Raw genomic sequence first — 22,465 nt, forward strand, 5'->3', positions numbered from 1 at the left:
GGGCGCGTTGACTTGGTGCAACATCATTCACATGTTTCTTGGCTACGCTCCCCGGACAGAACTTCGAAGGGTAGTCGGGATGTCATTCATCGATTCGATCATCGCCCAGGTGCTGGGGCTGGAAGTCAGCCTTCATCATGCCCATGCACGCCTGGCGTGCCGCACGGATAACGAGGCGCTGCACGACCTTCGGATCAACCTGCGCAAGTTGCGCAGCTTGCTGCGGCCGATGCGGCGACTGGAGGCGCCGCGCATGCTGGACGAAGCCGCCGCCGACGTGGGGCGCCTGACCACGCCCGTACGGGATCTGGAGGTACTGATCGTCGAGCTCGAACGGCAGGGCTTCCATGACCCGGCCATCCGCCGACGTCAGCTCCTGGAGTCGAGTTATTCGGCCATCGACGCGAGCGCCACGGTCCAGCGCTTCATGGCTGTGCTGGACGGCTGGCCAGCGCGAATGCGTGAAGCCCAGCGTGACGGTGAACTGGACAAACTCCACGAGCGCGTGAGGATTCGCCTCCAGCGCCAGTTGCAGCGCTTGCGCGAATCCCTGGCAGACTCCGCATTCGATCGCCATGAGCTGCGCCTGCTGGTCAAGCGCATGCGCTATGCCCACGAGGCCTACCCCAGGCTTTCTCCCCTCCCCGGTGAGGCCGTTCAGGCGCTGAGGGCTGTGCAATCCGCGCTGGGGGGCTGGCACGACCACTTCCAGTGGTGCCTGCGAGCCGAGCACGAGCGGGACCTGCTGGTGCTCAAGGACCGCTGGGAAATTGCCGGTGACGCGGAGCTGAAGGCCGCCGAAGTCGAGCTTTCGATCCTGGCTGAATGCCTGGCGAAGAAGGAACCCAGTCCGGTGGAGTAGGGCGTGGTTCCTCCGGCCGGATCACAGGACCTTGGCGAGTTCAGCCCGTAGGTCGGTGGCGAAAGTGCCGTTACCGCTGCTGCAGCCAACTGCGCTGACGTTCCAGCACAGAAGTTGCCGTCTCGCCCGCCAGCTCGGCATAGAGGCCTGGCGCAGTGGCCCCTTCGGTGCTGATCAACAGCACCCGCGACTGCCGGTCGAGGCCCATTTCGGCGGCCTGGGCCGGCGAGCCCATCACTCGCACGAGCGCCGCAAGCCCGGCCACGGCGGACTCACCAGCCACCAAGGGCAGGTCCCCTGCGCGTCCCTGGGCCAGCCGCCGCATCGCATCAACGGCCTCGCCGTCTTCGATGGTCATGAAGTAGTCGATGCAGCCTTCCAGGAGCCTCCACGCCAGGGGGGAGGTTTCGCCGCAGGCCAGACCGGCCATGACCGAATCCACTGAACCGCTGGCCTTCGCCGCGCGACCCGCCAGGGCGCTCTGGCAGAGGCAGTCGGCTTGCGCGGGTTCGACCACGATCAGGGTTGGCCGCGCCTCGCCGTAGCGTTCCCACAGGTAGCTCGCGATGCCGGCGGCCAGACCGCCAACGCCACCCTGAAGGAAGACGTGGCTGAACGGGCTGGTTGCCGGGGCGGCGTGCAAGGCTTCCAGTGCTTCCGCGGCAATGATCCCGTAGCCCTGCATCACATCGCGGGGAATCGCTTCATAGCCGTCATAGGAAGTGTCGGACACCACCGTCCAGCCGTGCTCGTCCGCCAGGCGGGCCGCTTCGTGCACCGAGTCGTCGTAGTTGCCGCTGATGCGGATGATCCGCGCGCCATAGGCGGCAATCGCCTGCTCGCGCTCGGCGCTGACGTTGGCATGGAGGACGATCACGCAACCGCAGCCGACACTCTGCGCCGCAGCCGCCAGGGCCCTGCCATGGTTGCCGTCGGTGGCGCTGATCACGGTGAAGTCGGCCAAGGCCTGTGCGTGCTCGCCTGCGAGCAGCGACCGTGGTTCGAAACCCCGTTCAGGGAAGCGCCGCAGGATCAGGCGAAGGAGGGCGATGGGCGCTCCCAGTACCTTGAAACTGCCCAGCGACGAGCGCACGGACTCGTCCTTGATCAGCACCTGCGCCAGACTCAGTTCATGGGCCAGGCCGGGCATCTCCCACAGCGGTGTGACGGTTCGCTCGAAGCGATTCCAGGTGGACAGCCAGGCGCGGCTTTCGGCGGCCTGCCGCATGTTCATGATGGCGCGCAGGGTGTCGGGATAAGGGCGGCGGGTGGCCGTGGGATTGACGATCAGCATCTTGAGCTCCAGACGGATGGCGAGGGCAGGGCGGTCAGGGCTGCGCGAGTCGGTGGCGGACGACATCGAGCAGCACCTCGGCGCCGGACAGCAGCAGATCGTCACCCGTGTGCTCGCGAGGGTTGTGACTGACACCGTCCTGGCTGGGCACGAAGATCATTGCCGCTGGCGCGATGCGCGCGATCATTTGCGCGTCATGGCCAGCACCCGAGGTCATGCGTCGGTGGCTGAGCCCCAGGCGACTGGCGGAGGCTTCGATGGCATCGGCCAGCCCGGCATCGAAGACCACCGGCTGGAACCGCACCCATTGTGCGCTCTGGATTTCGACGCCTTCCGCATCGGCGATGCGTGCGACGAGTTGAGCCAAGCGACGCTCGGCTGCTTGCAGGCGCGCTTCGTCGGGGTCGCGCAGATCCACGGTGAAGGTGGCCTTGCGAGGGATGACATTGATCAGGTTCGGCTCGAAGCGCATGCAACCGGCAGTCGCCAGGGTGCCATCGACCGCGATCTCGCGCAGCTGGCTGATTACGCTGCTGGCGACCCACCCGGCGTCATGGCGCAAGTGCATGGGCGTGGTGCCGGCATGGTTGGCACTGCCCTTGACGGTGACCTGCTGCCAGGAGATGCCTTGCAGGTTCTCCACCACCCCGATCTGGAGGCCTTCGGCCTCGAGAATCGGCCCTTGTTCGATATGCAGTTCCAGGTATTCGTGAGGGACCTGGGCACCCGGTTCGAGATCGCCGGCATAGCCGATGCGAGCCAGTTCTTCGCCCAGGCGGGTGCCATCGGTACCGACGGCGTTCAGCGCAGTTTCAACGTCCAGGCCCCCTGCATACACCAGCGAGCCCATCATGTCGGGCTGGTAGCGCACACCTTCTTCATTGGTGAAGGCGGCCACCGTGATCGGGCGGGACGGCGATAACCCTGCTTCGCGATACGCCCGCAACACGGCCAGGCCGGCGAGCACGCCATAGCAGCCATCCAGTGCACCGGCGTTGGCCACGCTGTCGATATGCGAGCCGATCATCAGTGGCGCCTGCTGGTCGTCTGCCGCGCGCAGGGTGCCGAAGATGTTGCCAATGCGGTCGATTTTTACCTCGAGGCCAAGTGCGTCCATCCAGCGCAACAACTGGTCGCGGCCGGCCTTGTCGGCATCGGTGAGCGCGATTCGTGTGCGGCCGTCCTGGTCGGGCTCGACGCCGATCTCGCCCAGGAGCCGGATCTGACACAGCAGCGTCTCACCGTCGAGGTTCAATGAGGTTGAAGCAGGACGTGGGCACATCAGCATGACTCCAGCAGAGCGAAACAGGCGATGGAGTAATAATATTTCCCTTGCCGCGTACTAATTCCTCTCCTTTCCTCGGCGGCGCGCACTTTTAGTTTTAAATATGCCCATCATAATCAATTTTATTGCGAGCCCCTGCCCATGAGTCTGGATGCCTACGACCTCAAGCTGATCAACGAAGTGCAGCAGGATGCCGGGCTGTCCCAGGCTGAACTGGGTAGCCGGGTCAATCTGTCCTCCGCGGCAGTCAACCGCCGGCTGAAGCGGTTGACCGACGACGGCGTCATCCGCAAGACCGTCGCGCTGGTCGATCCTCATCAGCTGGGCCACCCGCTGACCATCATTGCGGAGGTGGAGGTGGAGAGCGAACGGCTCGACCTGCTGGACGCCATGAAGCGCAGCTTCCTCGCTTGCCCGCAGGTGCAGCAGTGTTATTACGTCGCTGGCGAGTTCGATTTCGTGCTCGTCCTGGCGGTCAGGAGCATGGAGCAGTACACCGATCTGACCCGGCAGCTGTTCTTCGAGAGCAACAACGTCAAGCGCTTCCGCACGCTGGTGTCGATGAGCACGGTAAAAGCGGGATTGGAGGTGCCGGTCGAATTTGTCCCGGATGCCTGACGCCGCCCGGTATCACCGGGTGCGCCAGCAGGGTCAGCCCTTTCGCCTCGCCCAACCGCACAAGGGTGGACAGCGCTTTTCTGTCCACCAGGCGGTGCCCGGGAGTACGCAGGGTGGATCGATGAAGCGTGATCCACCCTGCGAAACTACCCATCAGGCCGCTGCTCAGGGATTGCCGGCGAGTGCCCGCCGCGCCCGGCCCACCAGCACGCTGCCGTAGGCCAGCCCGATGACACCGGCGATTGCCGAGGCGACCAGTACACCCAGTTTGGCGGCGCTGAGCAGGTCGGGCTGGGTGAAGGCAAGGTTGGCGATGAAGATCGACATGGTGAAGCCGATACCGGCCAGGCAGCCAATCAGCACCATCCACGACCACGTCATGCCTGGCGGCAGGCTGCACCAGCCCAGGCGCACCATCAGCCAGCTGCAGCACAGAACGCCCAGCGGCTTGCCGACTACCAGGGCAACCGCGACTCCCGTCAGCACAGCCAGCGAGCCGCCCTGGTCGAGGTTTACGCCATTGAGGCTGACACCGGCATTGGCCAGGGCGAACAGCGGCATCACCAGGTAGGCGACCCAGGGGTGCAGGGCCATCTGCACGCGCATGACTGGCGGCAGCAGTTCACGTTGCGCATGGCGAAGCTGCTTGATGGGTTCCATCAGCTCGGCGCTGCCATCGGCCGCCTGCTCGCGCTTGGCGAAATCACGGATGGCTTGTGAGGCCAGCTGCAACGGTGGGTCCATGGCCTTGACCGCACGAACCGGCGTCATCAGCCCCAGCACGACGCCAGCCAGTGTCGGGTGGGCACCGGTTTTCAGGAGGCCGAACCAGAGCAGGGCCCCCGGCAGCAGGTAGGCATAGGCCGAGCCGATGCCAATGCGCTGCAGGCCAAGCACCAGCAAGATGCCCACGCCCGCGACGGCAAAGCCCAGTGGGTCCAGGCCGCCTGAATAGAACAACGCGATGATCAGCACGGCGACAATGTCGTCGATGATTGCCAGGGCCAGCAGGAAAACACGGACCGAAGCGGGTACCGAGCGTCCCAGCAGGGCCAATACGCCGACCGCGAAGGCGATGTCGGTGGCCGTCGGGACCGCCCATCCCTGGCGCAATCCTTCGGTGCTGTTGAACGAGAGATACAGGAGGGCAGGGACGAGGACACCGCCGAACGCAGCCACCATGGGCAACGCCGCGAGCTTCAGGCTGGCCAGTGCGCCTTCGTGGATCTCCCGGCGAATTTCCATGCCCACCACCAGGAAGAACACCGTCATCAAGCCGTCGTTGATCCAGAAGTGCAGCGAGTTCGAGACGACGAAGTCACCGATGCCGAACGAAAGCGGCATGTGCCACAAATGCTCGTAGCTGTTGGCGTAGGGAGAGTTCGCCAGGATCAGCGCGGCCGCTGCCGCAATCAGCAGAACGATGCCACTGACGGCTTCGATGTGAAGGAACTTTTCGAACGCGGAGAATGCCTTGTCGGCAATACGCTGCGCAGCCGGCAGCGCCTTTGGGGAGGGGGCTTGGTTCATGGTCGCCAATACTCGTCAGCTTGTGCGGCGGCCCGACCAACACATGAAACCTGTCTGACTGCACGTACGCGGCCAGACACCCGGCACGTAAAGTACAGCGCCTTTTTCGATTTGACCAGCCACCTTTCACCCCATCGGGGTGACCTGCGGGGTGAGAAACGTCCCACTCAAAGCTCCAGGCTGCGGTTGAGTGCGGTCAACCCAGGGAACCAGCCGACGAACCGCCGGATCTCCAGGCGATGGCACCTGATTCGATTGCTGCAGATCAAAGTGAAGGCAGTTGCTCGGGCGCAGGCTGATTTCATCAACGTAATGTCCCCAGGAGGTGCCAGCATGGCCAGAATCATTCCCTTTCGTCCCGCCCCCGCGGCACCGAAGCGTCCTGCGGGTCTGCGTGGCTGGATCAGACGCTTGCGCAACAGCATCGACTGGCTGGTCTACCAATTGATCAGGATGCCCTCCCGGCGCGCACGCGGCGCGGGCAGCGAAGCTCGGGAGCCGAAAGACGCGAAGGCGCGCGACTGGCGCTAGACGCGTGGTGAAGGATGCTGAGCGGGTACTCGATCTCAGCGCGGGTATAGGGGCGGATGAAATTGAGTGGCCCTTCGGCCAATGCCGGCGCCAGCGCCACGCACTAAAATTTGCAGTTTCCCTGGACGGACCGCTCCAGGAGCCGGGTTCGTAGAACCGTCGTCGCCCTGAGCGGCAGGGCCTGCAGTCTGGAAATGGGACTTTCCGTGTGGTGCGTATGTGAAACGTGATATCCGCCTGGCCGTACTCCTGCTGTCCATCGTTTGCCTGTCGCTGTCACTGGCCACTGCCTGGCAGGTCTGGTCGGCGCGTGAGCGCACGCTGGCCGAAATAAACACCAACAACCTGAACCTGGCGCAAACGCTGGACACCTACGCTGAAGGCATCATCACCCAGTGCGCCATGCTGCTGCTCGGGCTGACTGAGCGCCTGGAGACTGATGGCAGCGGGCAGGCGCAGCTGCTGCGCCTGCAGAAACTGATCGATCGCCAGCAGCACTGGCTGAGCCAGCTCAACGGTCTGGTCATCTACGACGCCAGAGGTGACTGGCTGCTGTCCTCTACCGGGCCCATTCCGGCGGGCGCCAACAGCGCCGACCGGGCCTTCTTCATCCATCACCGGGACAACCCGTCCGCGGACATCTTCATTGGCCAGCCCATCCGCAGCCGCTCAACAGGCGATTGGGTGATCACTGTCAGCCGCCGTTTCGACGCTCCGCACGGGCACTTCGCCGGCGTCATCGCCATCACCCTGGGCGTCGAGAGCTTTCTGCGCCTGTTCGGCAAGATCGACATCGGTGACCAGGGCGCCATCAGCCTGGCTACCGCCAAGGGCCAGTTGCTGGTGCGCTATCCCTTCCGCGAGCAGGATATGGGCCATGATTTCTCCCGATCACCGAACTTCGTCCGCTACTTCACCGGTGCAATGTCCGGTACCGCTTCCTTCAGGTCGGGCCTTGACGGTACGGAGCGGCTCTATGCCTTCCGCAAGAACGACCGCTTCCCCCTGGTGACTACCGTGGCCCTGGGCAAGGACGAGGCACTGCAGCCCTGGCAGCGCCAGGCATGGCTGACTGTGGGCGTGGTACTGGCCCTGCAGGGGCTCGTCGTGGTGATTGGCTGCCTGCTGATCCTCGACATCAAGCGCCGCATCGGCGCCGAAGCCTCACTGCTGTCGGCGCGGGAAGACCTGCTGCAAGCCAATCGTCAGTTGGAGGTCCTGGCTGCGCAAGACCAGCTCACCGGCCTGGCCAACCGCCGCTGCTTCGACGACATGCTGAGGGTGGAATCCAGGCGAGCCGGGCGTCATGGCATGCCACTTTCGCTGTTGCTCATCGATATCGACCAGTTCAAGGGGTTCAACGATACCTACGGCCATATCGCTGGCGACGACTGCCTGCGCAGGGTCGGCCAGTTGTTGCAGCAATGCGTGAAACGCTCCGGGGACCTGGTGGCGCGATATGGCGGCGAAGAGCTGGCGGTGATCCTGCCCAATACCGATGCCTCCGGCGCACACGCAGTGGCGGAACTGCTGCTAGAACGCATCAACGCCCTGGCTATCGACCACCGTGCCAGCCCCTACGGCCGGGTTACCGCCAGCGTTGGCGTCGCCACCCGGCATGGCGCTCAGGCGCGGGACAGGGAGCTGGAGTTGCTCGAAAGCGCCGACCAGGCGTTGTACCGGGCCAAGGCTGCAGGGCGCAATCGCGTGGAAGCCTGAAGCCATGGAAAGTCATCGTGGTCAGCGGTGCCGAGAAACTTGCCGTGGAACGCCTGGCGATAGATGCCTTGCTGAAGAATCCCAAGGGCGAGGCGGGGGATCATCCCATCTACCCGGAGGCACCGACCGAACCTTATGGCTCCCGCCGCTACCGGGTCGGCGAAGACGTGCCAACGTGTTGACGATTCGTTGCCGACAGTAATGTCCGGGAGAGGTCACGACGGCTCAACTCAAGCCCGACGTTCTGAGGTCGGCGCAGAGCGGCATTGCTCTGCCGGTGGAGCAAGAGGCCGTTGGAGGACATGCTTGGACACGCGCCTCTGCGGCCGTGAGCCAGCATAATATCAAGGCAGTGAGGGTGACTACTGCCTCCACTCGCTCAATGTGGCCGCCGATCAATTCTTCAGCAATTGTCCTGGCTGCGCCGAGAAAGCCAATGCAGCGAAGGTGCAGTTGATCCGATGACAAGTGAGAGTAAGGCGCGAGGGCATCCTGGCAAATCGCGACATAGACTTCAGTCAGTTGGCGCAGAACTGCTGACATTTCTGCATTGCCTTTCAGGGCAGCCTGAAGTGCCTGCCACTCTACGCCAACTTCACACGCCCCAGTCACATAGGCATCGCTGACCGCGTAAGCAATTTGCTTCAAATGCGGCGTAGCTAGCTTGAGTTTTGCTAGCAGAATCTCAACCTGGTGCGCATCAACCCGCCCATACAACGCAATCAGCAGACCGGTCCGCGTTTTGAAGTGGCGGTAAACCACGGTATGCGTGATGCCAACTCGCTGGGCGAGTGAGCAAAGGGTCAGGTCTTCCGTCCCTTGCTCGCGGACCAGCATCAGAGCAGCGTTAAGCAGTTGCTCCCGACGCTGGTACTTGGGCAAGCGCTTTGTATGACTCAAATCCATATACGTACCCTCAGTATTGTCACCACCAAAGGGCGCACGACGTGCTTCAGTGTCGGCAGTAAGGATTCAAACACTTGTACGACAGAACATCTCAAGCCGAATCACGGCGTGGGAATTATTCCCACAAATTGAGGTTAGCTCGGTAGCCCCAAGTGTCAATGGCAGGTTTGGTCCTGCGCGACGACCGCCATTGAAGGCGAAGTGAAGCTGTCGGCTCACGGGGCCTGGTCGAGCCGCGGGGAGGCCGGTATTTCGGCACAGATCGATCAGACACAGATTTCCAGTGGCGCCGGCAGCGTAGCCTCCCTGGGTTGGAGTTCGCGCGGTTTCCCGCCGGAAGCTCATTTTCGCGATCCAATATTTGGCTCGCCCTGTTTCGAGTTGGATACCAACCAGGGATCGGCTGCGAATGATGGGAGCGAAAGTGATTGCCGAAAAGGTGGAGCAGCGTATTTCCAGTTTCGATAAATGTGGGACGCCACTGACAATGTCGCCAGAGAGCAAAAGAATAGACGACTAAATATTTATAAATTAGACCCCTGCCACGTCAGAACAGCCAGCCAAACTCTAATTTCAAAGCTAAATGAATCAGTAATCGTGGGCAGCTTGCTCCACATCAAGCGATTCGCACGAAGCTTATAGGCTGCGCTAATGAGCGCTGTCGCTCCAGACTTCTACTACACCATTATTTTATCAGGCAGGGGGATCAAAAAAGGGAGTTGGATTTTCAGTGAAAGCCCAATAATCGTAAACCTTGCCGAAATATCACAACTCATACCGGTGCCTATCTGGACATGCACGACTGGTGGAGTTGAGTGAAACGTCAAAAATCTCGAGTGTGAATGGGAGGGGTCTCTGATTGAACTGAACCTGAAACGGTCAGCGCGTGTGTCTTTTATGCCGCCGCTCGCCCGCTCCCAAGACACCACGCGCTGCCGGTCAAGGGTGAACTGCACCAGCAAGTTGTAACAAGTTGTGTGTAAATGCCCAGCCCAGACATTTCTTGCCCCACCTGTCTCCAACGGGGTAGACCATCCACTTCTACTTGGAGGAAAGGCAACTCCGTATTCAGGCTCCAGGCAGAATCAAGGAGTTCTTCGCTCTGCTTTACGAGTTCATGACCTCCTGTCAAAGCAGAGGTTTGCAGCATGGCAGTTCGCGGCTGCGCTCATCACCTACAGCACTGTATCTTTATCTGTGCGTCTGCACTAGCAATCGTCCCCAGAGAAAAGGCCTTCTTTTCCCGGGGAAGTAACAATATAGAACATGTTTTAGTGCGAGTGCTTCGCAACTGAAAATCACACACTTTCCCTTGTTAGGTTTTGTTTCCGACGAAAAGCACTTGCTAAAGAGTTATCAGCGGCCGAGCGTTGTAAGTTCGCAGACGAATGGTTCGTCTTGGACTCTAACCAAGGAGAGGGCGCTGTTTAAGCTGGTTTGCGTTCACAAATAAGAGCTTCATGGCGCTACGGTTCACCGTATTTCGATTTGAGCTGACGCTCAGGAGGGTTCGACGGTGAAATACCCAACCTTTCAACTCATTCCCTTGGCTGTAATTTTAGCCAGCGGTGCATCTGCTTGGGCTGCTGGATTGCCGGCCGATCCCCCGCCTGGTCGGTTGCTGGCGTCCCAGTGCTTTCAGTGCCACGGCACTAACGGGAAATCCCAAAGCAGTATCGACAGCATCAACGATATGAAGGCTGACGAACTGTTCAAGGAACTCCAGGAAATGAAAGCCTCCACCAAGGTCACGGTTATGAATCAACAGGCCAAGGTCTACACCGATGCCGAGTTGCGGCTGATCGCCGATTTCCTGGGACGCCGCTAATTGAACCGCCACCCACAGAGTGGAGGATTAACTATGAATAGTCTGAATCGTCGTCAGTTTATCCAGATTTGCGGCAGTAGCCTCGTTCTGGCTGCGCTGCCATTGTCGTCGCTCAAAGCTGCCGCGGGCGCACGCATCGTTGTTGTCGGCGGAGGTTTTGCTGGCGCGACAGCGGCCAAGTTCCTACGCCTGCTTGGCGGCGACCTCAGCGTGACCCTGGTCGATCCCGCAGCAGAACACGTTTCTTGTGTTGGTAGCAATCTGGTACTCACGGGCGAGACACCCATCGCGACCCTCACGAAACCGCTGGCCACCCTACGTGACCGCTATGGGGTTCAATTGGTGAGCGATCGGGCCGTCATAATCGACCCATTCACCCATCAGGTACGCCTCGCCAGCGGCGGCACGCTGCCCTATGAACATGTCATCCTGGCGCCGGGCATCGACTTTGAGACAGTGCCGGGTCATGACTTCAATGTGATGCCGCATGCATGGATTGCCGGTGCGCAAACGACTTTGCTGAAGAACCAGTTACTCGCCATGCCGAACGGCGGTACCTTCGTGATTTCCATCCCGAGAACACCGTTCCGGGCACACACGGCGCCCTATGAGCGTGCCACCGTGGTTGCGGACTTCTTCCGTCGTAACAGGCCGGCATCAAAAGTTCTTATCTTGGATGCCAACTCGGACATTGCCGCCATGCGGCGCACTTTCAATGCGGCCTTTACTGGCATCTACCGCAACATTGTGCAGTATGTGCCCAATGTCACGGTGAACTCAGCGGACGCAGCGAACCGTAGTCTCAACATTACTCGCAACGGCGTCACCTCGATCGTCTCGGGTAACGTGATCAATCTCATCCCCACGCAGCGCGCCGGAAAGCTGCTCTTCGACAGCGGACTGGTGCCAAGTGGCAGCAGATTCGCTCCGGTGAATCCGCTGAACTACGAAACGACCCAGGTGCCCGGTTCAAACGTGCACATTCTCGGTGATTCGCAAGCCACGGGGCAGGCAAAGTCCGGCCACATGGCCAACTCCCAAGCCAAGGTTTGCGTGGATGCGATTATTCGCGCGCTGGTCGGCTTGCCACCGGACAGCGCACCAAAGACCACCGCTGCGGCATTCCCCCCCATCACGCGAGACACGGCGAGTTGGACCACCACGACCTTCGAGTTTGACCCGGCCACTGGGACTATGCGGGCGGTTGCAGGTACACCTGCCGAAGCGCCTCAACCGACTGAGGAGATTCGCGAGGAAATGTCGGGTTGGGTGACAAATCTGCTTAGCGACAGCTTCACCTAGTTTAATAATCTGAAGGCGAAGGGCCCGGGCAATCCGGGCCCTCGTGGCTACCGCGCGGGACGCATGCCATTTTCAAGTGTGGCGATGTCGGGGGGCAGTGCTACTTCGGCACGAAGCGCCGCGTTGTTCGATAACCTGCGCCGTTCTCATCTCCGTCACGCGCTTGAAGGCTCTCGGCTACCCGACCGGAGAGCAATGGGTGGAACCAGGGAGCCTCTCCCACATGCCCAGTGGGACTCCATGGCCTCGGTTGATGTTCAGTCGAGCGATGGTGAAACCGCCTCTGCCAGTCAGTCGCCGTGAGGCGGATCTGCACGTCCTCTCAAATCCTATCCCTGTTTGCCCACGTCGTTTCGCTGTGCCCCCTCTTGCTGCTCTCGTGGCTCCAATCTGGTTACGAGGATGCAGCCCCCGCGAGTCCTGACAATCGGTCGTTGACACCGAGACTGACAGCACTAGCCTCAATGTGTGGGAAATATTCCCACGCCAAGATGCTGACTGGTTCGAAAGGATAGTGCGGGACCGCAGTGGCCATTTCATGCTGCAGGTATTGGTCGCGCTGGTTGGCTGGCCGCTTCAATGGGCGGACGGACATTAACTGGTTAGTGTTTTCCTGTTTGCATGAGGACTGCATCATGAACAGCCAATGGGTTTTACCTGCCTCTGCGACACTCCCCATCGCCAAGAAATCCGCGCTGATGGGCGCCGGCTTGACAGCGCTTGTAACGTTTTCGTTCGGCCTGCTCAGCGAACAGGCCGAAGCCGCAAAGTCCGCGGGCTGCGACGGGGGTGGATTCTCCGTTTTGCTTCCCGGCGGAACCGTAAGCGGCGTACCCGAAACAGTGGTACCCGCCGGTTCGGTTGGGACCAGCTTCCTGGTCCAGGGCAAGTTCGTGGAGTTCGAGGTTGACGCGGCCACACTGGGCATCCGCAACTACACCCTGACCGGTGCGCCGAATCCGCAAGACATGACGGGTGGTGTGCTGACCACCATCTTCTCGAGCAAGGCACCCGATCACAGAGGGCTGGTGTTGAACGGGGACCTGACGGTCTCGCTTGACGGGCAGGATATCCTTATCGAGCGGAGCGGCACCGGTTTGGGCATGAAAATCCAGGCCAAGGACTGCGCCCAGGGCGGGATCTTCCAGATGGAGCCGTCTCGCGCTGACGGCTCCACTACGGATATCACCCATGTGCTGGCACCCGGGGTGTTTTATTTCGATAACCCCAACTTCAGAAACGTTTCACTACCGCTGTGCACCCCTCCGAACTTCACCCCCAGCTGCGCCCCGGTGCCGGTCACGCCACGGGTGAATTTCGCTAACGATCTCTCGGCCAACTTCGTCGGCCGGGATAGCCCGCAGGTCGCCACCCGTATCAGCCAGTTCGGAGGCCTGACGGTGTGGCGCGTAGCCAGCGGCGGACGAATGGGCGGTGTACTCGGCGAAGACGCGGTTGAAGTGGCTCCGCCGGCCACGAATTGCATCAAGAACTGCCAGGCGCAGAACCGTGTGCGCGGCAAGTTTCCGGTACTGGGTTTTCCCTTCCCAGTCCCCGACGCGAGCCGACTGGCACCACGCCTGCCGTGACGTGACACGTCCGGTTTGAGTCCGGAGCACCACCTCGTCGGCGCAATAGCCTCGGCGAGGTGGTTCGCTTTCCTCACCGTCAGCCCATGCGTGGTGTGTCCTGATAGCCGGTCGTTGACACTCGGGGTGACAGCACTAATCTCAAGTTGTGGGAAAATTTCCCACGCAACAATGCCGACTGGTTCAGAAGGATCGTGCGGAAACCGCAGTTGCCTGTTCGCTGCAGAGAGTTGGCCGCACTGGTTGGCGGGCCGCCCTAATGGGCGACGAGGTATTTACTGTTCGGAAGCAACCACGCAACTCCAAGCGGAGGTTCATCATGCTCCTCAAGAAATGTTTGCTGGCTCTGGCAATTGGCGGAGTCCTGTCGGCATCGACGGTCCTGGTACCTGATTACATCGGTAGCTTCTCCAGTGTCTACGCCAAAGAAGGCGGTGGCGGCGGCGGTGGTGGTAGCGGCGGTGGTGGTGGCGGTCACGGCGGTGGCGGCAGTGGTAGCGGAGGCGGCGGAGGCGGCGGAGGCGGGCACGGAGGCGGCGGCAGTGGTGGTGGCGGAGGTGGCCACGGAGGCGGCCACGGCGGTGATGGAGGCGGTGATGGCGGCGGTCACAGTGGCGACGGAGACGGCGGAGGCCGCGGCAGCAATAGCGGACCTGGGAGCGCAAACAGCGGGCGTGGTCATGACAATGCCGCAGATCACGAGGCCGGTGGACCGCACGGCGTCGGTCACGGCGCGGATGACGGTGCCGACCACGATGTAGGTGAGGCCCATGGCGTCGGTCATGGGGCGGATGATGGAGCCGACCATGACGTAGGCGAGGCCCACGGAGTCGGCCAGGGCGCGGATGACGGCCCCGACCATGATGTCGGTGACGATCGTGGCGCGCACGCAGGTGGTGAGCCGGGCGACGACCGTTCCGGGACTTGAACTGTCGAGCCGGTCGTTCACAAAACCCGGAGTTCCTCCGGGTTTTGTGGCGCGGGGTTGATGGCGTAGCCGGTTGTTATGCTCTAAACGATGGAGGTGGATTTGCAGAGAATCTCGGGCGAAGCGCTGGGTGACCACTCAACGGCGCTTTCCCTCTCGGCACTGTTTTTGAGGAATGCCTTGAATGCAATTACCCACTTTGCCTCCCTCTTTACTGTCGGCGCTGCAACATGTCATGCGCCCTTTAGTCAGGCTGATGCTCAAAAAAGGGGTCACCTATAACAGCTTTGCCGAGCTGCTCAAGGAGGTATTCGTCGATGTCGCCGAGCGCGAGTTTCGCCTGGGCGACAAGCCTCCGACTGACAGCCGGATAAGCCTGCTGACGGGGGTGCATCGCAAGGATGTGAGGCGCCTGCGGGCCAAGGCGACCGAGCAGGAGGCCAGCTTGCCCAGGGTCATTTCGTTTGGGGCTCACCTGGTCAGTGTCTGGCTCAACAATTCGCCGTTCTGCGAGAAGCCCGGTAGCCCGCTGCCGCTGGCTCGCCTGGCCAGCAACGGTGGCGAGTGTTCGTTTGATTCACTGGTGGCTCAGGTCAGCACGGACATCCGCGCTCGTGTGGTGCTGGATGAATGGCTGCGCCTGGGCATCGCTCGCATGGACGAGCAGGACCAGGTCCACCTGGAAACGATGGCGTTCATTCCGCAGCGTGGATTTGACGAAAAGGCCGCCTATTTCCGGCACAACCTCCATGATCATGCCTGCGCCGCCGTGTTCAACCTGACCGAAGCCGGAGAGCCTTTCTTCGAGCGTAGTGTCCACTACGACAGCCTGTCTCCCGCCGCTGTTAGCCAACTGCGTGAAGCCGTGAAGGTTGAAGGCATGCAGGTGCTCATCGGCTTCAACCAGTTGGCTGCCGAGCTGGAGGAGCGAGACGTTCCGCCCCCCGAAGCGAGGCAACGCATCACCATCGGCCTTTACTTCTACGCTGAACCCAACCCACCCGCGATTTCCACCCCTCCCAAGGCCAGTTCGTCATGAACACTGCCTCTCGCTTCCTGTGCGCCTTAGCTCTCCTGTGCGGCCCATTCCTGCCGCTGAGTGCAGCTCCCGTTTGCCTTGAACCGGGCGGCATTGGCGGAACAGGGGCGGTTGCCACCGGCGGCATTGGCGGTACCGGTGCGCCCGCCGATAACGGCGGACTCGGTGGTACCGGCGCGCGCGCCGACAATGGCGGGATCGGCGGCACCGGGGCACCGGCCGACGACGGTGGAATCGGTGGTACGGGCATTGTCGGCACCATCACGGGCTTTGGTTCCATCTGTGTCAACGGCGTGGAAGTACATTTCGACAACAAAGTTGCGCTCAGCGAGAACGGCGTACCCGCCAGCAGTGACCAGCTGGCTATCGGTCAAGTCGTGGCGGTGGAAGCTGGGCCTTCGGCCCGCGGGCTACAGGCTCGCAGCATTGCGATCCTGCATGCCTATGAAGGTCCGATTACGAATGTGGCTGCTGGATCCGCCTCCATGCGCGTGATGGGGCAGCCTGTTCACTTCGCTTCGGGCGCTCGTGTGGCGGAAGGGCTGCGCATCGGTGAGCCGGTACGGGTCAGTGGATTGCGCAATGCACGCGGCGAAGTCGTTGCCAGTCGGATCGATCGCGCGCCGAACCTGGCGCAGGCCAGCGCCATTGGCGCCATCGAACGGGCCGGTGACCTGCAGGGGCTGGCCCTCAGCAAGCCGCTGGCACCCAGTAACGAGGTCCTGGTTCGCGGGACCTGGAATGGCAGGCAGCTGAATGTTGTCCAGACCCGTAGCGACCCCGGCATGCCCTTCGCCGGACGGGTGCGTAACGCGCTGGTGGAAGGCCTGGTGCGCGCCCAGCAGGGCAATCGCATTGAAGTTGGTGGATTTACTGCCTATGTGGATCGCAGTACGGCCTATTCCGGCGGGCTGGCCGCCGACCTTGCAGTCGATCGACGCGTCCGGGTGAGCGGGGTATTCGGCAAAGGGCGCGATATCCGGGCCGCGCGTATCGAGTTCGCCCAGGAGCAACCTCCATCCTCCCTTCGGCAGGGCTCGGGACACCACGGCTCGTCTACGACAGAAACGGAGCAGCATGAAGAAGGGGGCTCCGGCCAGGACGGCAATGAGTCACGCGAGCGGACCGAGGATGGCGAAACGAGGGAGAGGATCGAGCGTACACAGGAGTCCGCCTCCGGCGAGCTGGAGCGGCGTGAGAGGATAGAGACACGCGAGTCCGATGGCCGTCTTGAAATACGTGAGCGGATTGAAATCTTCGAGAACGGTGTGCGGGTCGAACGGATCGAGAGAATCGAGCGAATCGAACGACCGGACCGCGTTGATAAACCGGAGCGGGTTGAACGCATAGAGCGGGTCGAGCGACCAGAGCATGTTGAAAAGGTGGAGCGGGTCGACCGGTCCGGGCCCAACTAACGCCCGAACGTATCGCAGGCATAGACCCAAGCGCACAGCCAATAGCCGGCTAAGCTATGCAGGGCGAGCTGTCGCCCCAGCTCGTCTGGTCGGGGGAGTAGCGGTAACCGTGCGCTAGGGAGGTCCCATCGTCAGGCCAGTCAAGGATCGTCATGTGCATGTCGATGTCTGGATCGCAACGAGGTAAACAATGAGAACCGCTTGCGTGACCTTGCCAGGCCTCTTGGCGTTCCTGGCCACACCAATCCTGGCCGAAGAGTTCACGGTTTCGACAGGGGTTGATTACTCGCGGGGGAGGTATGGAACTCCGACGACCAGTGAGACCTGGTATGTCCCGGTGATCGCCAAGTACGAAACCGGCCCCATGATCTACAAATTGACCATCCCGTACCTGCGCATCACCAATCCCTCGGTGGGGCCGGATGGCGAACCTTTGTCGGGGGATTGCGGCAGCATTGAAAGCGGTCTGGGGGACACCGTGGCCAGTGCGGACTTTGCGTTGTTGGACGGCAGTCGGGGTGATGGGCTGATGGTGGACCTGATTGGCAAGGTCAAATTACCGACCGCCAATGAGGACCACTGCCTCGGAACCGGCAAGACCGATTACTCCGCCCAGATCGACCTCGTGCAGACCTTTGGCGTTATCAGCGGTTTTGCCACGCTCGGCTGGAAGAAATTCGGCGACCCCGCGGACTCTGATTTCCGCGATCCGATATTTACGTCGCTCGGACTGGTTAGCAGACTTGCGCCTGCAACGTCCGTGGGAGCGGTCTATGACTGGCGACAGAAGGTGAGCTCCGATGGCGATGAAACCCAGGAATTCACTCTGTTTCTGACCCAGAGGCTCAGCCCCACCTGGAAGGTCCAGCTCTATGCGCTCAAAGGTTTTTCCGATTCCAGCCCCGACTCCGGCGGTGGGTTATTGCTCAGCCATTCGTTCTGAATTGATTGCGATTGGAGGTGCCCAGGAAATCAGATACTGCTTTGTATGGCTTCGATTCGCGTGTCGATCAACGGAGTGAACAAGGCATAGAGTTCGGCAGGCTGAAGAGTGGTTCGCTTTACGTCCAGCAGGTCATCGGTCAGGCGTGCCAGCGCCGTGCGAAGGGCCACGTCCGCATTCATCAGAAGGCGATCGTGCAGGTACTGCAGCTGGATGCGAAGCTCCAATGGGCAGTGTTGTTGGGCGGCCGCACGAATCGACAGGCCCCGCAGCCGGCCGAGTTCTTCGACTTGCCAGCAGCGCTCGGCGACCACCGGCGTCAGTTTCAGCAGGTGGCAGCGTTGCAAATCCAGGTGCTGGATGTGGGCAAGCAGGTTCTCCAGCAGGCGGCAGTGTCCGTCGAAGTCCTCTGGAGTACGCAGCAGGACTTGCCAGGCCCGGTAGCCTCCAGCGTCTCCCCAGGCACGCCAGGAGTGTTCCAGCTGGGCTTCAAGCTTCCGACGATTGTGTGTGGCCTCGCTGCTGACCTGGCCACCTAGCGCACGATGACGCTGGACGCCCTGCATGAGCACCAGGCCCAACTGCAATATGGCGCTCAGCTCATCTCGCTTACGCTTGTGCCGGCGTCGATCGTCCAACTGCAGGGCCATGCACGCTGCGACCAGGGCGGCCAGAACGGCCAGTGCGGGCAGGGTCTGAATGATCATGGCGTCGCTCCGCCTGTGAGTCGGGTGAGGTAGCGGGTCAGGTCATGCAGGTCATGGGTTTGCCTGCTTTGCACCTGCAGGCTTGTGCTGATCTGCTGCAGTTGTTCACCGAGGGACTGGTTCGCCTGGTGATGTTCGACCAGCGCCTGTTGCATGTTGTCGAAGCGCTGCAGATTTTCCTGGCTCTTGCGGGCCAGCCGGTCAAGGCTCTCGGCGAGGCTGTTGCTCTGCCCACTGCCACGCTCCAGCAGTTCGCGGTGATGCTCGACCTCCTTGCTCACCTGGTTAACGGCCCCTGCGATGGCCGTGGCCGCCGAGATGATCTCGCGCGTGGTCTTGTCGGTAGCCGTTGCCATCTGCCGGACTTCATCCGCCACCACCGCGAAACCGCGACCTTGCTCGCCGGCACGGGCAGCCTCGATCGAGGCGTTCAGGGCCAGTAGCTGGGTTCGCCTGGCCAGATCCTGGATTCCTTGCACTGACTGCTCGACGAGTGCGGTGCCCTGCAGCAATTGCGTCACCGCGCGGGCGGTATCGCCCAGGCTGCTGCGTATGTCGGCCATCCCTGACCCCAGTTCCCGCGCCGCCCGGCATCCATCCTCTCCCTGGATATGCGCTGCGGCGAAATCCGACCGGGCGCTGTTGGCCATTTCGTCGACGCTGGCCAGGCTGCGTTCAATTTGTTCGCTGGCGGCCGCGATCATGTTCACCCGCTGGCTTTGCTCGCTGCCCTGGACATTGGCCTTTTGCGCCAGCTGCTCCAGCGCCTGGCTGGCAAAGCGCACCTCACTGTTCAGGCGATCCGTACCGCGCAGTCGTTCACTGCACGCGACCAAAAGCGCCGCCTCATCGTTGGCAGATCGGGACCGGAGCAGGCGCGCCAGTTCATCGAACCAGAATGCCTCGCTGCAGCGCTGGCGCACCTGATGCAGATGCAGGGAGAGGGCCAGGTAGAGCGTCCCCAGGACAAGCCCAAGGGCCATTACCGGCTGAGCTGCGTACGCGCAGGCCGCAGCGCCAAGTGCGGTACCGATGGGCAGCCACGCGCCGTCCTGAATGCGGGCAACCAGGGCGATACCTGGCTCGAATGGCAGACAGGGCATCCGTTGCCCAGGCGTTCGTTGGATGTCCCGAGTGAGTCGGGTCGCTCCATCGATAACAGGTTCACCGGAGTCTGCGAGATTGCTCATGGTCGGATTCCCAGGTGGAGTGAAGGCTGTCCTTCGTTCAGGGTCGTGCTGCGTCCTTGCAACCTGGCAGGCCAGGTCGGTGTGGGGCGCAGGAGCCCGCACACCGATGGCCCACCAGTTACGGGCCGGGGTTCGTCAGTAGGTGTATTGCACCTGCACCCAGAGCTTGTCGGTATCGACCGTGCGGGCTCGATCATTCGAGTCGTAGCTGGCGTACTTGACCAGTCCGGCCAGGCCTTTCACGCCCGGAATCGGATGGCCATAGGACAGGTCGATCTCGCTGCCGTAGTCGTCGCTACCCTGCTCGGTGTCGAAGTCGTGGTACCAGGCTTGCAGGCTGCCGCCAGCCAGTGGCGCGGTGAACCCCAGGTAAGCGTCCTCGATGCCGTCGGCCGGCGTGGTCAGGAACTGGTCGGCCCAGCCCTGGAAGATGTGCTTGGTCGCCAGTGGAGTCTGGAACGCACGGTTGCCTGGGCCGCTGTCGCCTCCCAGCACCTCGTAGCCGCCCTTTAACTGCACACCCTTGAAGACATACCCCAGTTCCGCCAGGTAGTACTCGCTGTCCAGGTCCAGCGGGTTGCCGGCGTAGTCCTGCTGACGCGCGTACTCCAGCACGTAGCTGAAACCGCCCCGCGCACCGTTCAGGCGCAGGCCGTGGGTTCTGCTGGACAGGCTGCCCAGCGGGGAGGCGGCGGTGGTCGCGATGTTGTCCAGGCCGAGCAGGTAGCTGTAGGCGGTTACCGCGAGTTCGGGCATCACCAGGTACTGGGCGTTGAACAGGTGGCTGTGGCCTTCGATGTTCGCCGGGTTGGTGCGGTTGTCGAAGCGACCGTTTTCCGGCCCGAAAATGGTGTTGATGTTGTCGAGGTAGGCGTAGGTCAGGGTCAGGCCGTCGAGGGGTTTGAGTTGGCCAAGGGCCGCGTCGTAGGTCTGCTCGTTCTGCCGCCAGGCGGAGCCGCCGACGAAGCGCTGGTTGTCCAGATTGATACGCTGGCGACCCAGCACGGCGCTGCCGAAGGCCTGGTCGTAGCGCAGCAGGGCCTGGTTGATTTCGGTGCCATCGGGGTCGGCGACCATGGTGTAGTGGGTCTGGCCGTTACGGGTGCTGTTGTAGGCGGCATCGCCCAGGCGGCTGACGTTGTCCACTTCCACCAGGCCCGACAGGCCGTACCACTTGCCGCTCTGGAAGCCGACGCGGGTGCGCAGGGTCTGGGCATTGGCGTCACGCAGGTTGTTGTTCTGATCGACGTTTTCAAAGCGATAGCGGGCATCGAGGATCGGCTTGCCCTGGGTGAACAGGTTGCTAATGTTTTCTGCGGCCAGGGCGGCGTGGCTGGTGCCGGCAACGGCCAGCGACAACAGGGCGGGTTTCAGCATGTGCATAGCGGTCTTCCTGAGTCTGTTAAGCGCAAAAAAAAACGCCACGGTGCCCGCGCTCCTGATGGGGAGGGGGTTCCGCGACGTCGTTGTCGGTTGAGTGGCAGACACGCCGTTGTGCTGACCGGGGAAGGTCTAAGCAGGCACTGTGCCAGTTTGCTCAAAGGGCTGATTTAAAAGGACTTTATTCAGCGGAAAGAACATTTCGCGATTAAGCCCTGCACATTCGTGGGCCAGGCTGCATTGGACGGGTGCGAGGTACGCTACCAGGGCCCCCGCATGGGGCATGTGAGCAGGCGGCAATGCGCAAGGGGCGTCCCGCCTTCGCAACAGGCTGGCACCTCGTAGCCCGGATGAAATCCGGGAGCGGCGGTTGGACTTTCCCCGGATTTCATCCGGGCTACCGGCTGTTCACAACCAAGAAAAAACGCCGCCTGTCCTTCAGCAGGACGGCGGCGCTTTTCGAGGTATGTCCCCCTCGTAGGAGCGAGCTCTGCTCGCGAACCAGCCTCCTTCGCGAGCAGAGCTCGCTCCTACAGGGCCTTCCCTAGGCGGCGGGGCGCTGCTGGCGTTGGTAGAGAAACTCCAGCACTGCCGTGCGGTACTCGTGATAGCGGGCATCGTTGGCCAGGGCGAGGCGCTCGCGGGGGCGATCCAGGTCGACCTTGACGATATCGCCGACGGTAGCCGCCGGGCCGTTGGTCATCATCACGATGCGGTCGGAGAGCAGCACGGCCTCGTCCACGTCATGGGTGACCATCACCACTGTGCTGTGCGTCTCGCCGACGATGCGCAGCAGCTCATCCTGCAGGTGGGCACGGGTGAGGGCGTCCAGCGCGCCGAAGGGCTCGTCCATCAGCAGTACCTTGGGTTCCATCGCCAACGCACGGGCGATGCCCACGCGCTGTTTCATGCCACCTGAGATCTCGTTGGGGTGCTTGTGCGCCGCATGGTCCAGACCGACCATCTGCAGCGCCGCCGCGGTGCGTTCCTTGAGCCGGGCCTTGCTTTCGCGAGCGCCAAAGACCCGTTCCACCGCCAGGTAGACGTTGCCGAAGCAGGTCATCCAGGGCAGCAGGCTATGGTTCTGGAACACCACCGCGCGCTCCGGGCCGGGGCCATCGATTTCCCGCCCGTTGCAGATCAACCCGCCTTCGCTGGCGTCCAGCAGGCCGGCGATGAGGTTGAGCACGGTGGACTTGCCGCAGCCGGAGTGGCCGATCAGCGAGACGAACTCGCCGCGGGCAATGCAGAGGTTGACGTTGCTGAGGGCCTGGAAGCGGCCCTTGCGGGTATCGAAATGCTTGCTGACACCGGTCAGCTCGACGAACTTGTCCATCAGGGTTCTCCTGCTCTTGGTAGGAGCGAGCTTGCTCGCGAATGCGGTTCGCGAGCAGAGCTC

General features: G+C 62.0%; 20 protein-coding genes. 11 read left to right on the forward strand and 9 right to left on the reverse strand.

The window, feature by feature from the left end; all coding sequences use genetic code 11:
* The first annotated feature begins 79 nt into the window (after positions 1–79).
* Complete coding sequence (locus THL1_RS13015; protein WP_069083657.1) at positions 80–862, forward strand: CHAD domain-containing protein; 783 nt, start codon at positions 80–82, stop codon at positions 860–862.
* 70 nt (positions 863–932) lie between these two features.
* Here the strand turns inward: THL1_RS13015 and THL1_RS13020 are convergent, their stop codons facing one another.
* Together THL1_RS13020 and THL1_RS13025 are read right to left on the reverse strand one after the other, a co-directional pair.
* Positions 933–2,156 (reverse strand): diaminopropionate ammonia-lyase, encoded by a 1,224-nt coding sequence (locus THL1_RS13020; RefSeq protein WP_069086507.1) that lies wholly within the window; start codon positions 2,154–2,156, stop codon positions 933–935.
* A 34-nt stretch (positions 2,157–2,190) separates the two neighbouring features.
* The gene (locus THL1_RS13025; RefSeq protein WP_069083658.1) at positions 2,191–3,438 is read right to left on the reverse strand and encodes a Zn-dependent hydrolase; all 1,248 of its coding nucleotides are present in this window, start codon (positions 3,436–3,438) and stop codon (positions 2,191–2,193) included.
* 144 nt (positions 3,439–3,582) lie between these two features.
* Here THL1_RS13025 and THL1_RS13030 point away from each other — a divergent pair, with 144 nt between their 5' ends.
* On the forward strand, positions 3,583–4,059 hold the full coding sequence (locus THL1_RS13030; protein WP_069083659.1) for an Lrp/AsnC family transcriptional regulator: 477 nt from the start codon (positions 3,583–3,585) through the stop codon (positions 4,057–4,059).
* Positions 4,060–4,224: 165 nt separating this feature from the next.
* Here THL1_RS13030 and nhaA read toward each other — a convergent pair whose 3' ends face one another.
* Positions 4,225–5,589, reverse strand: a complete 1,365-nt coding sequence (gene nhaA, locus THL1_RS13035) for a Na+/H+ antiporter NhaA (RefSeq protein WP_177343829.1) — start codon at positions 5,587–5,589, stop codon at positions 4,225–4,227.
* 333 nt (positions 5,590–5,922) lie between these two features.
* Here nhaA and THL1_RS13040 point away from each other — a divergent pair, with 333 nt between their 5' ends.
* From THL1_RS13040 to THL1_RS30110, 3 genes are all read left to right on the forward strand, one after another.
* Positions 5,923–6,120: a hypothetical protein gene (locus THL1_RS13040; RefSeq protein ID WP_069083660.1), complete on the forward strand. Its 198-nt coding sequence runs from the start codon at positions 5,923–5,925 to the stop codon at positions 6,118–6,120.
* Positions 6,121–6,339: 219 nt separating this feature from the next.
* Complete coding sequence (locus tag THL1_RS13045; RefSeq protein ID WP_069083661.1) at positions 6,340–7,839, forward strand: sensor domain-containing diguanylate cyclase; 1,500 nt, start codon at positions 6,340–6,342, stop codon at positions 7,837–7,839.
* A 17-nt stretch (positions 7,840–7,856) separates the two neighbouring features.
* Positions 7,857–8,021, forward strand: coding sequence for a hypothetical protein (locus THL1_RS30110; protein ID WP_161490969.1), 165 nt, complete (start codon positions 7,857–7,859; stop codon positions 8,019–8,021).
* Positions 8,022–8,064: 43 nt separating this feature from the next.
* Here the strand turns inward: THL1_RS30110 and THL1_RS13050 are convergent, their stop codons facing one another.
* Positions 8,065–8,745: a TetR/AcrR family transcriptional regulator gene (locus tag THL1_RS13050; RefSeq protein ID WP_069083662.1), complete on the reverse strand. Its 681-nt coding sequence runs from the start codon at positions 8,743–8,745 to the stop codon at positions 8,065–8,067.
* 1,516 nt (positions 8,746–10,261) lie between these two features.
* On the opposite strand from THL1_RS13050, the gene THL1_RS29630 reads away from it, so the two are divergent.
* From THL1_RS29630 to THL1_RS13060, 3 genes are all read left to right on the forward strand, one after another.
* Positions 10,262–10,573 carry a c-type cytochrome gene (locus THL1_RS29630; protein ID WP_145928295.1) on the forward strand — a complete coding sequence of 104 codons (312 nt, stop codon included), beginning with the start codon at positions 10,262–10,264 and terminating at the stop codon, positions 10,571–10,573.
* A 33-nt stretch (positions 10,574–10,606) separates the two neighbouring features.
* On the forward strand, positions 10,607–11,875 hold the full coding sequence (locus THL1_RS13055) for an FAD-dependent oxidoreductase (RefSeq protein ID WP_069083663.1): 1,269 nt from the start codon (positions 10,607–10,609) through the stop codon (positions 11,873–11,875).
* Positions 11,876–12,510: 635 nt separating this feature from the next.
* Positions 12,511–13,464, forward strand: a complete 954-nt coding sequence (locus THL1_RS13060) for a hypothetical protein (protein ID WP_083245875.1) — start codon at positions 12,511–12,513, stop codon at positions 13,462–13,464.
* 256 nt (positions 13,465–13,720) lie between these two features.
* Here the strand turns inward: THL1_RS13060 and THL1_RS31195 are convergent, their stop codons facing one another.
* The gene (locus THL1_RS31195) at positions 13,721–14,413 is read right to left on the reverse strand and encodes a hypothetical protein (protein ID WP_335721734.1); all 693 of its coding nucleotides are present in this window, start codon (positions 14,411–14,413) and stop codon (positions 13,721–13,723) included.
* Between the two features lie 163 nt (positions 14,414–14,576).
* Between THL1_RS31195 and THL1_RS13070 the strand changes: the two genes are divergently transcribed.
* The 3 genes from THL1_RS13070 to THL1_RS13080 all read left to right on the forward strand — a co-directional run bounded on the left by THL1_RS13070 (position 14,577) and on the right by THL1_RS13080 (position 17,789).
* Positions 14,577–15,431: a DUF6502 family protein gene (locus THL1_RS13070; protein WP_069083665.1), complete on the forward strand. Its 855-nt coding sequence runs from the start codon at positions 14,577–14,579 to the stop codon at positions 15,429–15,431.
* Positions 15,428–16,846: a DUF5666 domain-containing protein gene (locus THL1_RS13075; RefSeq protein ID WP_237234797.1), complete on the forward strand. Its 1,419-nt coding sequence runs from the start codon at positions 15,428–15,430 to the stop codon at positions 16,844–16,846. The genes THL1_RS13070 and THL1_RS13075 overlap by 4 nt, the downstream gene beginning before the upstream one ends.
* Positions 16,847–17,036: 190 nt before the next feature.
* Entirely contained in the window at positions 17,037–17,789 is a 753-nt protein-coding gene (locus THL1_RS13080; protein ID WP_069083666.1) for a hypothetical protein, read from the forward strand.
* Between the two features lie 29 nt (positions 17,790–17,818).
* On the opposite strand, the gene THL1_RS13085 is transcribed toward THL1_RS13080, so the two are convergent.
* The 4 genes from THL1_RS13085 to THL1_RS13100 all read right to left on the reverse strand — a co-directional run bounded on the left by THL1_RS13085 (position 17,819) and on the right by THL1_RS13100 (position 22,402).
* Positions 17,819–18,496 carry a hypothetical protein gene (locus tag THL1_RS13085; RefSeq protein WP_237234798.1) on the reverse strand — a complete coding sequence of 226 codons (678 nt, stop codon included), beginning with the start codon at positions 18,494–18,496 and terminating at the stop codon, positions 17,819–17,821.
* Complete coding sequence (locus tag THL1_RS13090; protein ID WP_083245876.1) at positions 18,493–19,686, reverse strand: methyl-accepting chemotaxis protein; 1,194 nt, start codon at positions 19,684–19,686, stop codon at positions 18,493–18,495. The genes THL1_RS13085 and THL1_RS13090 overlap by 4 nt, the downstream gene beginning before the upstream one ends.
* A 135-nt stretch (positions 19,687–19,821) precedes the next feature.
* On the reverse strand, positions 19,822–21,069 hold the full coding sequence (locus THL1_RS13095; protein WP_069083668.1) for an alginate export family protein: 1,248 nt from the start codon (positions 21,067–21,069) through the stop codon (positions 19,822–19,824).
* 541 nt (positions 21,070–21,610) lie between these two features.
* Positions 21,611–22,402, reverse strand: a complete 792-nt coding sequence (locus THL1_RS13100; RefSeq protein WP_069083669.1) for an ABC transporter ATP-binding protein — start codon at positions 22,400–22,402, stop codon at positions 21,611–21,613.
* Between the last annotated feature and the right edge of the window lie 63 nt (positions 22,403–22,465).

The organism is Pseudomonas sp. TCU-HL1, assembly GCF_001708505.1.
In the GTDB taxonomy this organism is placed as follows: Bacteria; Pseudomonadota; Gammaproteobacteria; order Pseudomonadales; family Pseudomonadaceae; genus Metapseudomonas.